Source organism: Pseudomonas sp. NFPP12 (assembly GCF_900103205.1).
In the GTDB taxonomy this organism is placed as follows: Bacteria; Pseudomonadota; Gammaproteobacteria; order Pseudomonadales; family Pseudomonadaceae; genus Aquipseudomonas; species Aquipseudomonas protegens.
Genome location: NZ_FMWW01000001.1, coordinates 1541354 through 1553315 on the forward strand (window position 1 = coordinate 1541354; position 11962 = coordinate 1553315).

The 11962-nt window shown below is 64.6% G+C and carries 9 protein-coding genes; 5 read left to right on the forward strand and 4 right to left on the reverse strand.

All coding sequences use genetic code 11. The features are described from left to right. Positions 1–2: 2 nt before the first annotated feature. Positions 3–896, reverse strand: coding sequence for a LysR family transcriptional regulator (locus BLS75_RS06630; RefSeq protein WP_072452312.1), 894 nt, complete (start codon positions 894–896; stop codon positions 3–5). Positions 897–1027: 131 nt separating this feature from the next. Between BLS75_RS06630 and BLS75_RS06635 the strand changes: the two genes are divergently transcribed. Together BLS75_RS06635 and BLS75_RS06640 are read left to right on the forward strand one after the other, a co-directional pair. After that, entirely contained in the window at positions 1028–2674 is a 1647-nt protein-coding gene (locus BLS75_RS06635; protein WP_072452313.1) for a GMC family oxidoreductase, read from the forward strand. 195 nt (positions 2675–2869) lie between these two features. Continuing rightward, on the forward strand, positions 2870–4492 hold the full coding sequence (locus tag BLS75_RS06640) for an MFS transporter (protein WP_011060783.1): 1623 nt from the start codon (positions 2870–2872) through the stop codon (positions 4490–4492). Positions 4493–4534: 42 nt separating this feature from the next. Here the strand turns inward: BLS75_RS06640 and BLS75_RS06645 are convergent, their stop codons facing one another. After that, a complete protein-coding gene (locus BLS75_RS06645) occupies positions 4535–5761 on the reverse strand; it encodes a DUF2599 domain-containing protein (protein WP_011060782.1) in 1227 nt (408 codons plus the stop codon). A 207-nt stretch (positions 5762–5968) separates the two neighbouring features. Between BLS75_RS06645 and BLS75_RS06655 the strand changes: the two genes are divergently transcribed. Continuing rightward, positions 5969–6718, forward strand: coding sequence for a glycine-rich domain-containing protein (locus BLS75_RS06655; protein WP_072452314.1), 750 nt, complete (start codon positions 5969–5971; stop codon positions 6716–6718). Between the two features lie 52 nt (positions 6719–6770). Here BLS75_RS06655 and BLS75_RS06660 read toward each other — a convergent pair whose 3' ends face one another. Next, complete coding sequence (locus BLS75_RS06660; RefSeq protein WP_072452315.1) at positions 6771–8216, reverse strand: serralysin family metalloprotease; 1446 nt, start codon at positions 8214–8216, stop codon at positions 6771–6773. Positions 8217–8472: 256 nt separating this feature from the next. Between BLS75_RS06660 and BLS75_RS06665 the strand changes: the two genes are divergently transcribed. Next, a complete protein-coding gene (locus tag BLS75_RS06665; RefSeq protein WP_053150873.1) occupies positions 8473–8769 on the forward strand; it encodes a hypothetical protein in 297 nt (98 codons plus the stop codon). 39 nt (positions 8770–8808) lie between these two features. Continuing rightward, on the forward strand, positions 8809–9138 hold the full coding sequence (locus BLS75_RS06670) for a DHCW motif cupin fold protein (RefSeq protein ID WP_053150870.1): 330 nt from the start codon (positions 8809–8811) through the stop codon (positions 9136–9138). Between the two features lie 6 nt (positions 9139–9144). On the opposite strand, the gene BLS75_RS06675 is transcribed toward BLS75_RS06670, so the two are convergent. After that, positions 9145–11505 (reverse strand): DNA polymerase II, encoded by a 2361-nt coding sequence (locus BLS75_RS06675; RefSeq protein ID WP_072452316.1) that lies wholly within the window; start codon positions 11503–11505, stop codon positions 9145–9147. Positions 11506–11962 lie beyond the last annotated feature (457 nt).

The following is an 11962-nucleotide window of genomic DNA, read 5'->3' on the forward strand; positions in this document are numbered from 1 at the left end:
GGCTAGATCCCAGGCCCCAGCAGCACCTGCTGCTGCGCCGCACACTGCTCCACCAGGTAATCCCAGACCACCCGCAGCCGCACCGACTTGTGCAGCTCGCGGCGGGTGCTGATCCAGTAGGCGCGCTGGATGCTTTCCGCCGGCAGCAGCGGCACCAGTTGCGGGTCGGCGGCGGCCATGTAGCACGGCAGCACGGCGATCCCCAGGCCGGAACGGGCCGCTTCCTGCTGGGCAATGACACTGGTGCTGTGGAACACCACCTGGGGGTTGCGGCAGAAGCTGTTGAGGAACATCAGCTCCTGGCTGAACAAGAGATCATCGACGTAGCCGATCCAGGCATGCCGGCCCAGGTCCTCGCGGCTGCGCAAGGGCGGCGCGCGGTCCAGGTAGGCCTGGCTGGCGTACAGCGCCAGGCGGTAGTCGGTGAGCTTGCGGGTCACCAGCATGTCGGCGCTGGGGCGCTCCAGGTGGATGCTGATCTCCGCCTCACGGTTGAGAATGCTGACAAAGCGCGGCACCGCCACCAGTTCCACTTCCAGCCCCGGATACCGCTCGAACAGCCCAACCATGCGGCTGGCGAGAAACTTCACCCCCAGTCCCTCGGTGACCCCCACACGGATCTTGCCCAGGGGCGCGCTGGACTGGGTGATCTCTTCCTGCACCAGCAAGGCGACGTTTTCCATGGCCTCGGCGTGCTTGAGCAGCGCTTCGCCGGCTGGGGTCAGCTCGTAGCCCTGGGCGTGCTGGACGAACAGCGCGGCGCCCAGGGCCTTCTCCACCGCCTCGATGTGCCGGGCCACCGTGGCGTGGGTGGTGTTCAGCCGTCGCGCGGCGGTCAGCAGGCGGCCGCTGCGTTGCAGCTCAAGAAAGAAGCGCAGGTCATTCCAGTCGAACATGAGGTTTCCTTGCCGGAGTCGAAGGCCAACGCTGTTAGAAAACACACAGCGGGTGGGTAAAAACTAACATTCTTTTAACGAAAGCTAACAACTAGGATGGCTCCCAATAAGAACGAAAAACGAGGTTAAGGATGCTCCCTGCCTTTGACGCCTACGACTACATCGTGGTCGGCGCCGGCCCCGCCGGCTGTCTTCTGGCCAATCGCCTGTCGGCCAATCCCCAGCACCGTGTGCTGCTGCTGGAAGCCGGTGGCCGCGACAACTATCCCTGGATCCACATCCCCGTGGGCTACCTGTTCTGCATCGGCAACCCGCGCACCGACTGGTGCTTCAAGACCGAGGCCGAGCCCGGCCTGCAGGGCCGCAGCCTGAGCTACCCGCGGGGCAAGGTGCTGGGAGGCTGCTCGTCGATCAACGGCATGATCTACATGCGCGGCCAGGCTGCCGACTACGACAGCTGGGCCGCTGAAGGCAACCCGGGCTGGGGCTGGGACCAGGTGCTGCCGCTGTTCAAGAAAAGCGAGAACCACTTTGCCGGCGGCAGCGAACTGCACGGCGCCGCCGGTGAATGGCGGGTCGAGCGCCAGCGCCTGTCGTGGCCGATCCTCGATGCCTTTCGCAGCGCTGCCGAGCAGAGCGGCATTCGCAACATCGACGACTTCAACGGCGGCGACAACGAAGGCTGCGGCTACTTCCAGGTCAACCAGAAGGCCGGGGTGCGCTGGAACGCCGCCAAGGCCTTTCTCAAACCCATCGCCCAGCGCCCGAATCTGGTGGTGCTGACCGGCATCGAGGTGCAGCGGCTGATCCTCGAGGACGGCCGCGCCACAGCGGTGCGGGCCAGTTGCCAGGGGCGCCTGGAGAACTTCAAGGCGCGCCGCGAGATCATCCTCTGCGCCGGCTCCGTCGGCTCGCCGAGCATCCTGCAGCGCTCGGGGATCGGCCCGGCGCCGCTCCTGCAACGCTTGGGGATCGGCGTCAGCCATGCCCTGCCCGGGGTGGGCGGCAACCTGCAGGACCACCTGCAACTGCGCCTGATCTACAAGCTGGAGAACGCCCGCACCCTGAACCAGATCGCGGGCAGCCTGTGGGGCAAGATGGGCATGGGCCTGCGCTACCTGTATGACCGCAGCGGTCCGCTGTCCATGGCCCCCAGCCAGCTCGGCGCCTTTGCCCGCTCGGGCCCGGAACAGACCCGGGCCAACCTGGAGTACCACGTGCAGCCGCTGTCCCTGGAGCGTTTCGGCGAACCGCTGCACGCCTTCCCGGCCTTTACCGCCTCGGTCTGCGACCTGCGCCCGCAGAGCCGTGGCCGGGTCGAGATCCGTTCCGTAGAGGCCGGCGATGCGCCGCTGATCCAGCCCAACTACCTGAGCCACCCCGAGGACCTGAGGGTCGCCGCCGACGCCATCCGCCTGACGCGACGCATCGTCAGCGCCCCGGCCCTGCAACCCTTCAAGCCCAGCGAATACCTGCCCGGCCCCGAGCTGCAAAGCACCGAGCAACTGCATGAGGCCGCGGCCCGCATCGGCACCACCATCTTCCATCCGGTGGGCACCTGCCGCATGGGCAGCGATGCCCAGGCGGTGGTGGACGCACAACTGCGGGTGCACGGCATTGCGGGGCTGCGCATCGCCGATGCCTCGATCATGCCGCGCATCACCTCGGGCAATACCTGCTCACCGACCTTGATGATCGCTGAAAAGGCCGCTGAACTGATCCTTGCCAGCGTCCCCAGGAGCACCGTCCAGCACAAGGAGCCCGCCACCCCGGCATGAGCGCAGGAGCCGGCTTGCCGGCGAAGGAACCCCCAAGGCCGGCACCTGGCTCACGGGCCTCTTCGCTGGCAAGCCAGCTCCTACGGATGAGGGAAACGAGGGTTCATCGTGCAGTCGCGGTGAATCTGCAACAGCGGCGCCGGAAACGGCGTCGGCAGTGGAACAACAACAATAATCACTGTAAGGAAGCCCCCTATGTCAGAACACGCACAGCCCCTGAACGCGCCCCTGCAGGACTCCACTGCCAAGGGCAGCCAGAAGGTCATCTTCGCGTCGTCCCTCGGCACGGTGTTCGAGTGGTACGACTTTTTCCTCTACGGCGCCCTGGCGGCGGTGATCAGCAAGCAGTTCTTCGCCGGGGTCAACGACACCACGGCCTTCATCTTCGCCCTGATGGCCTTTGCCGCCGGCTTCGTGGTGCGCCCCTTCGGCGCCCTGGTGTTCGGCCGCCTGGGGGACATGATCGGGCGCAAGTACACCTTCCTTGCCACCATCATCCTCATGGGCGTCGCGACCTTCGCCGTGGGCCTGTTGCCCAACTACGCCAGCATCGGCATCGCCGCGCCGATCATCCTGGTGGCCCTGCGCATGCTCCAGGGCCTGGCCCTGGGCGGCGAGTACGGCGGCGCCGCCACCTACGTGGCCGAGCACGCGCCCCAGGGCAAGCGCGGCCTGCACACCAGCTGGATCCAGTCCACCGCGACCCTGGGCCTGCTGCTGTCGCTGCTAGTGGTGCTGGCCTGCCGTTACTTCACCGGCGACCAGTTCGAGGTCTGGGGCTGGCGCCTGCCGTTCCTGCTGTCCATCGTGCTGCTGGGCATCTCCACCTGGATCCGCATGAGCCTGCACGAATCGCCGGCCTTCCTGAAAATGAAAGAGGAAGGCCGCGCCAGCAAGGCGCCGATCCGCGAATCCTTCGGCAAGTGGGAAAACCTCAAGGTGGTGCTGATCGCCCTGTTCAGCATCAATGCCGGGCAGGCGGTGACCTTCTATGCCGCGCAGTTCTACGTTTTGTTCTTTCTCACCCAGTTCCTCAAGATGGACCCGGCCCTGGCCAACAGCCTGCTGATCATCAGCGTGGTGATCGGCGCGCCGATGTTCATCTTCTTTGGCTGGCTCTCGGACAAGATCGGCCGCAAGCCAGTGCTGATGCTCGGCCTGCTGCTGGCCACGCTGCTGTACTTCCCGATCTTCAAGGCCCTGGCCCACTACGCCAACCCGGCCATCGACCAGGCCAGCCGCCAGGCGCCCATCAGCGTCACCGCCGACCCGGCCACCTGCACCTTCCAGTTCGACCCGGTGGGCAAGGCGCGCTTCGACAGCCCCTGCGACAAGGTCAAGACCTTCCTGGTGAAGCAGGGCCTGCCCTACAGCAGCATCGCCGCCCCCGCCGGCAGCCCGGTGCAGGTCAGCGTCGGTGATGTGAAGATCAACGGCTTCGACGAGGCCGCCCTGCGCGGCGCAGTGACCCTGGCCGGTTATCCGCAGCAGGCCGACAGCCAGAACGTCAACAAGACCATGGTGGTGGTGCTGATCGTCGCGCTGATCCTGATTGCCGCCATGTGCTACGGCCCGCTGGCGGCGCTGATGGTGGAACTGTTCCCGACCCGTATCCGCTACACCTCCATGTCCCTGCCCTACCACATCGGCAACGGCTGGTTCGGCGGTTTCCTGCCGACCGTGTCCTTTGCTCTGGTGGTCTACACCGGCGATATCTTCTATGGCCTGTGGTACCCGGTGCTGATTACCGGGGTCAGCCTGGTGGTGGGGTTGTTATGCCTGCGGGAAACCCGGGACGTCGACATCAACCACAACTGAGCAGCGTGCTCGGGCTTGCCGACGGGGGCGGTCTTGCGGGCCTCAGGTGTTGTTGCAGCCCTTGGCGATGGAGTCTTCGTTGGAGGTGTAGGGCCGTGAAGGCTCCAGGTTCCACTCCGGCTTGTTGCGGGCGATGTTGAAGTGGCAGACCAGTTGCCGGCGCATGCTGCCCACGCTGCTGTCGCGGTTATCCGGGTTGTTCTTCCACTGGGCGTCCAGGTAGTGGTCGCTGGCCAGTTCGTTGAAGAAGTTGTTGGTCTGGTTGTCCTTGACGTTGCGCCCGCAATCGGTGGGCGTGACTTCCAGGGTCATGACTTTCTTGCCGAAGCCCGGGTCATCACGTTCGATCCACACCGCACTCTGCACATAGCGATCGCAGCTGTTCTTCTCGGTGATCGGGTAGATCACCTGCTTCTTGTTGTCGTAGACGAAACTCGCGTCCTGCGCCGGTGTCTGCGGCAGCTTCATGTTGATCACCGGCAGGTACTGCTGCACGGCCTTGTACCACTGGATCTGGTTCAGCCGCGCACCTTCCAGGCCGCCATCCTCGGTGTAGAACAGGGCCAGGATCGAGGGCGATTGCGGCGGTTTTTCCTCCCACTTGGCCAGGCGCAGCTCATTCTGAGTGCCGAAGGATTCTGCGGCGATCTGCGCCATGGAGCGGATGCTCTGGTAGAACGCCGGGCCGGCGGCGCTGTTGCGTTCGTCACGTACATCGAAGGAACACTGGCGCGAGTGGTCGCCACGGTTCTGTCGGTAGTTGGCGCCCCATTGCTCGGCGGTGGTCACACCGATCTCGTGGCAGTACTTCTCGACATTGCCCGGGGTGCGCCGCGAGTCGGTGCAGCCCTGCTGCCCGCGGTCGTCGGTGGCGGCGTCGATGGGGAAGGAACAGAGCACCGCATAGTCCTGGTGATCCTTGGGGTTGCCGAAGATGGTGTCGAAGATGAAGCCGCTCTGCAGTCCGTAGGCCAGCTTGCGGAACTTCGAATCCTTGCGCAGGTAGGACGCCGATACGCCGCCGCTGGCCTGGCTTTTCGGGCTGATGCTGTAGAACTGGTAGTCGGTGGACGGCCAGGTGGCGCGAAACAGCACCCCGGAACACAGGAATGCCGGTTTCGACGGGCCGCCGCAATCCTGGCGAGTGTCGTTGTACAACTGGTTGAGGCGGGCCACCGTGTCGCTGCCCTGGTCGGCCTGCACCGTGGGCAACAGGCACAGGCCGGCGAGGCCGATGGCAACGGCAATGGGGGTTCTGCGTGCTTTCATGGGGTGACTTCCGTGTGGTGTGTAAACCCTGGCCAGCCAAGTCGTGGTCCGGCAATAAGCAGAAGATAGAAGCGCTGGTTGGCCCTGATGGACTTTTCCCGGCCTGTGTCCCCGATCCCCACCACCGGCAGCAGGCGCACGGCGATGGCTTGAATAAAACGCCGCATTGCGCCACTGTCTCGGCACTTTTTCCGGCGGAGACCGAACATGCTGTTGATCTTGCCCGCAGCGGTGGCCCTGGCCCTGATCCTGGTGTTCTGGCGCCGTCAGAAAGCCCTCACGGCTTTGCGTCGGGAAGCCCACATCCGCAACTTCACCCTGCCGCCGCGCTTGTTCGAGCCCCTGCGCACCCAGCACCCGCACCTGAACCTCAAGGACTGCCAGCTGGTGGCCCAGGGCTTGCGCCAGTTCTTTCTCGCCTACCTCAAGAGCGGCCAGCGCTACGTGTCGATGCCGTCCCAGGTGGTGGACGACCTGTGGCACGAATTCATCTTGCATACCCGGGACTACCAGCAGTTCTGCAACCAGGCCTTCGGCCAGTTCCTCCACCACACCCCGGCGGCGGTGCTCGGCCAGAACGCCGCGCAACAAAGCGACAACGGCCTGCGCCGGGTCTGGCGCCAGGCCTGCCTGGAAGAGAACATCAACCCGGCCCAGCCCAGCCGCCTGCCACTGCTGTTCGCCCTGGACGCCAAGCTGAAGATTGCCGGGGGCTTTCACTACGTCGCCGACTGCCAGTCCCTGCGCCGCCTGACCGACAACGGCGGCAGCGCCACCCTGGTGCACTGCGGCAGCGAGCTGCACAGCAGCTCCCTGGACAGCGACTCTTCCGGCAGCAGCAGCGACAGCGACAGCTCGCGTTTCGGCGGTGATGGCGACAGTGGCGGCAGCGATGGTGGCGGGGGCGACAGCAGTGGCTGCGGGGGCGGAGGTTGTGGCGGCGGGGGTGGTGACTGAAATTCGCCAAAGAGCGGCACCTTGAGGCGCCGCTCCCGTTACCCAGGGTCGATCAGGCGATGATGTCGGTGACCGCCGCCTGGCCCACGGTACCCACGGCGAAGTCCACCGCGCCATGACCGGTCAGGTCGATCATCAGGCTGGTCTGGTTGGTTTCGGCGTAGTAGGTGAGGATCGCGTCGCCGGCATGCCCGGTGAAGCCGCTGACGAAGTTCAGGGTGGCACCACCGGAGGCGAATTGCGGGATTCCGGTGAGGTCGATCTTGTCCTCGCCGCTGACGAAATCCATGATCCAGTCCGGGGCGTCGAAGGTCGAATCCGCGGCCGCGCCGTAGACGAAGGTATCAGCCCCCGCCCCACCCCACAGGGTGTCGCCACCGCCACCGCCATAGATGATGTCGTTGCCGGCACCGCCTTCGAGGATGTTCGCCGCAGCGTTGCCGATCAGCAGGTCATTGCCCGAGCCGCCGATGGCGTTTTCCACCGTCACGCCATGGGCGATGGACACGTTGCCCACCAGGCCGCCGACATCGGAGAAGCCCCCTTCATTGAGATTGATCTTCTGGTTCTGGGTGAAACCCGAGAAATCCAGGGTATCGTTGCCGCCGCCGTCCCAGACCGCGAACACCAGCTTGTCCGAAGCGCTGTGGGCGCTGTAGAAGTCCCGACCGGTGTTGGAGTTGAAGCCGTAGACAGTGTCGTCGGCACGGGTTTCCAGGTTGGCGCCATAGAGTTTCTGCACCGCGACGATATCGTCCAGCAACGGCGCCGAGGCGTAGGCACCGCCGCCGTCCTTGCTGAAGTCCTGCCCGGTGTTGCTCTCACTCCAGTAGCTCATCAGGCTGTAGCCGCGGGTGTCCTGGGCGTAGGTCACGTCGTTGTAGGTCGGGCTGCCGCTGCCGGCGTTGTACACGCCCGGGTGGGACAGGCCCAGGCTGTGGCCGATTTCGTGGGTCAGGGTCTGGCGGCCGTAGTTGCCGTTGCCCGGGGTTTCGTTGACCCGGTACTGGTCGTTGATCAGGTACCAGGACTGGCCATCGTAGCTGCTGCCGGAAGGCAGGTAGGCAAAGGCCGCGCCGCCGGTGCTGACACTGTAGTTGCCGAAGCTCATGTGGCCGTCGCCACCCTTGGCCGCTTCAGTGAAGGTCACGTTGGCCACGTCCGCCCAGGATTGCAGGGACAGCAGCGCCTGGGCTTTTTGCAGTGCGCTGAACTCGCTGAAGCTACCCAGGGCCGGGTTGTAGTTGGCCGGTTTTTCGGTGAGGAAGCTGTAGCTCAGGTCGATCTTGCCGTCGCCGTTCTGGTCGTGCCAGGACAGGCCTTTGCGCAGGATCGAATCCGCCGCCTGGTCGGCGGTGAAGGATGGCTTGCCGTTCACCAGCTCGCTGCCGCCACGGTCATACAGGTGGCTGAAGGCCAGAACTTGCTGGTAGGCATGGCTGGCCTGAGCGGCCGAATCGATGCCGTTGCCGACTGCTTCCGAGAGTGCTTTTGACATTGCTACGTCCTTGTTCCAGACAAAAAATCCGATAGGACAGCTGCGACCCCGCCTGCGAGATCGTCCTATCACTCGCCCATTGAGGCGCTGGAAACCTGACATATCCGTCAGCCGTGAGTCCACGGTTTTTTTTGTCCTACAAAGCTCCCGGAACGCTCTGGCACGGGGTAAATTTTCCACTCGCACGAGGGGGCGCCAAGGGATAGGCTAAACACCGCACCGGGGCCCCGCGGCCCTCTTTGGATAGGAGTCTGTGATGCGCAAAATCCTGTTTCTGGGCACCTTGCTGATCCTTGCCGGCTCGGCCCACGCCGAAGGCATTCCACTGTTCAACGTCTCCTGCCCGGGCAATCTGGCAGTCAGCGCCGACCAGGGCGGCCCGGTTTACATCAACGGCAAAGCAGTCAAGAACAGTGCCGTGGATGACCGGCATTTCCAGGTCAAGACGGCAGAAATCAGCCTGTCCATCAGCGTCGAGGACGACGAATCGGTGACCGTCAAGTACACCGACAAGCATGGCGCCAGTGGTCTCTGCGAAGCCGTGGACGACTGAGCCCTCTCCCCTTTTGCCTCACAACCTCAAGAGCCGTGCATGCACATCAGCGCAATTCCCTTCGCCACCACCGACTGGTCGAGCATCGAACCCACCGAGCATCGCGGCGAAACCGGCAGCGCCTTCTGGCGCACCCGGCAGTTCGGTGAAATTCGCGTGCGCATGGTGGAGTACAGCCCCGGCTACCTGGCCGACCACTGGTGCTCCAAGGGCCACATCCTGTTGTGCCTGGAAGGCGAGCTGCACACCGAGCTGGAGGACGGCCGGCGGTTCGTCCTGACCCCGGGCATGAGCTACCAGGTGGCGGACAACGCCGAGCCGCACCGCTCCTTCACCGCCGTGGGGGCCAAGCTGTTCGTGGTGGATTGAAGCGCTTCAGAACAGGCCCATCTGCCCACCCACCAGGGTGCTGAAATCGTCCTGCACGAACGGCAGGATGGCGTCCGCCACCGGTTGCAACTGACGGGTCAGGTAGTGCTCGTAGTCGATGGCCGCGCGGCGGTTTTCCAGGGGCTCGGGGCCGGCCAGGGTGATGACGTAGCTGATCCAGCCGCCGTTCTGGTACTGCAATGGGCGGCCCTGCTCGCGGTTGTATTCGTCCGCCAGGCGCGCCGCGCGGACATGGGGCGGCACGTTGCGCTCGTAGTCGTCCAGGGGGCGGCGCAGGCGCTTGCGGTAGATCAACAGGTCATCCAGTTGCCCGGCCAGGGTGCGTTGCACGTAGTCGCGCACATAGTCCTGGTAGGGCTGGCGGTGGAAGATGCGCTGGTACAGCTCCTGCTGGAATTCCCGGGCCAGGGGCGACCAGTCGGTGCGCACCGTCTCCAGGCCCTTGTAGACCATCTCCTGGCTGCCATCGGCGCGCTGCACCAGGCCGGCGTAGCGCTTCTTGCTGCCCTCCTCGGCGCCACGGATGGTGGGCATCAGAAAGCGTTTGTAGTGGGTTTCGAACTGCAACTCCAGGGCGCTTTCCAGGCCGTATTGCTGCTGCAGGTGATCACGCCACCACTGGTTGACGTGGGCCACCAGGGCACGGCCGATCAGGGCTGCCTGTTCCTCGTCATGCAGGCCGCCGAGCCAGACGAAGGTGGAATCGGTGTCGCCGTAGATCACCTGATGCCCCTGGGCTTCGATCAACTGCCGGGTACGGGCCATGATCTCGTGGCCACGCAGGGTGATGGAGGACGCCAGGCGCGGGTCGAAGAAGCGACAACCGCTGGAACCCAGCACGCCGTAGAAGGCGTTCATGATGATCTTCAGGGCCTGGGACAGCGGCGCGTTGTGCTCGCGCTTGGCCACTTCCCGGCCCTCGGCGACCCGGGTCACGATCGATGGCAGGCAATGCCGGGTGCGGGAGAAACGCGCGCCGCGAAAGCCCGCTACCGAATGCTGCTCGTCCGGTTGGCGCAGGCCTTCCACCAGCCCCACCGGGTCGATCAGGAAACTGCGGATGATCGACGGATACAGGCTCTTGTAGTCCAGCACCAGCACCGACTCGTAGAGCCCGGGCCGCGAATCCATGACGAAACCGCCGGGGCTGGCCTGGGGCGGCAGCTCGCCCAGGTTGGGGGCGACAAAGCCCTGGCGATGCATCAGCGGCATGTACAGGTGGGTAAAGGCCGCCACCGAACCGCCGCTGCGGTCGGCGGGCAGGCCGGTGACCGTGGCCCGTTCCAGAAGAAAGGTCAGCAACTCGGTCTTGGCGAAGATCCGCGTCACCAGCTCGCAGTCCTTGAGGTTGTAGCGGGCCAGGGCCGGCTTGTCCTCGGCAAACATGCGGTTGATCTCGTCCATGCGCTGGTAGGGGTTGTCGATCGACTTGCCCTCCCCCAGCAGGGTCTGGGCGACGTTTTCCAGGCTGAAGGAAGGGAAGCTCCAGGTCGCCGAACGCAATGCCTCGATGCCATCGATGATCAGGCGGCCGGCGGCCGAGGCGAAATAGTGGGTACGGCTGCCGTGCTCGCGCCACTGCATTTCCTCGCCACCACGCCCCAGGCGCAGCGGCACCGCCAGGCGCCGGGCATGTTCGTGGAGTACGCGCAGGTCGAACTGCACCAGGTTCCAGCCGATGATCGCGTCGGGGTCATGCTCGGCCAGCCACTGGTTGAGCCTCTCCAGCAACTGCTCGCGGCTGGCGCAGAACTCCAGGTCGAAATCCACCGCACTGTCGTCGTCCCGGGCCTTGCCGAGCATGTACACCTGGCGCTGGCCGCAACCTTCCAGGGCAATGGAATACAACTCGCCGCGCTCGCTGGTCTCGATGTCCAGGGACACCAGCTTGAGGCTCGGCCGGTAGTTTGGCGCCGGCTTCATCTGCGCCTCCAGCAACAAGCCATCGGGGCCGGGCTGGCCGCCGAAGGACACCGGCGCGGTGATGAAGCGCTCCATCAGGTAGCGCTCGGGCGGCCGCACATCGGCTTCGAATACCTCCACCCCGGCGCGCCGCAAGGTCTTCTCCAGGCGCATCAGCTGATTGTGCTGCGGGCAGTACAGGCCCAACACCGGACGCTGGTGGAAGTCACGCAGCTGCAAGGGGCGCAGTTGCACATCCGGGTCGTCGGTCAGCAAGCGCTCGGCCTGGGCCCGCTGCGCCGCCGGGATAAAGGCCACGGAAGTCTGCAACGGCAGGCGGATCTGGCGCGGCCCCTGGTCGGTGGCCAGCCAGAAATCGACTTGCGTGCCCGCCGGCGTATCGCGCCAGTGCCGAGTCAGGACGAAGCCTTGTTGTACATCCACCGCTGCAACCTCAGAACATTTCAAGGCGCCGATTCTACCTGCCCAGCCCTGCGTTGGGGGGGCCGGATGATGGCTTTTCGGCTTTTGTCAGACAATATGTAGTGCCTGAAAATTTTCACTACAAAACCGTTGACGAGAGGATTTCGGCCTTGCATGATGCAGACGTCTCCCCGATCGGGGGACGAGGCAAAGGTGTTATGAGCAAGCTCGTCTGACCGCCGAGCTGTGACCCGGATGTGTACTGCCCACAAGGCAGATTGATGAAACTGACCTGGCATTGACCGTCCAGTACCAAGACGGGAAGCCGGCGAAAACTCTTCAAGATGCTTGTGGCCGATGGTGGGAATGTCGGCAGCTTCATCCAGGTTTACGCTGCTTCTCTTCGTTGTGACGCTATTGCGTAGCAGTTAATCAAGGCAACTACACGCATCAGGCTCTGGGCCTTATCTGTATCCGA

Excerpts from the sequence above, each read along its gene's own strand:
- BLS75_RS06630 (WP_072452312.1), bottom strand. The coding sequence starts at position 896 with ATGTTCGACTGGAATGACCTGCGCTTCTTTCTTGAGCTGCAACGCAGC.
- BLS75_RS06645 (WP_011060782.1), bottom strand. The coding sequence starts at position 5,761 with ATGAAAGCACGCAGAACCCCCATTGCCGTTGCCATCGGCCTCGCCGGC.
- BLS75_RS06640 (WP_011060783.1), top strand. The coding sequence starts at position 2,870 with ATGTCAGAACACGCACAGCCCCTGAACGCGCCCCTGCAGGACTCCACT.
- BLS75_RS06665 (WP_053150873.1), top strand. The coding sequence starts at position 8,473 with ATGCGCAAAATCCTGTTTCTGGGCACCTTGCTGATCCTTGCCGGCTCG.
- BLS75_RS06660 (WP_072452315.1), bottom strand. The coding sequence starts at position 8,216 with ATGTCAAAAGCACTCTCGGAAGCAGTCGGCAACGGCATCGATTCGGCC.
- BLS75_RS06655 (WP_072452314.1), top strand. The coding sequence starts at position 5,969 with ATGCTGTTGATCTTGCCCGCAGCGGTGGCCCTGGCCCTGATCCTGGTG.
- BLS75_RS06670 (WP_053150870.1), top strand. The coding sequence starts at position 8,809 with ATGCACATCAGCGCAATTCCCTTCGCCACCACCGACTGGTCGAGCATC.
- BLS75_RS06635 (WP_072452313.1), top strand. The coding sequence starts at position 1,028 with ATGCTCCCTGCCTTTGACGCCTACGACTACATCGTGGTCGGCGCCGGC.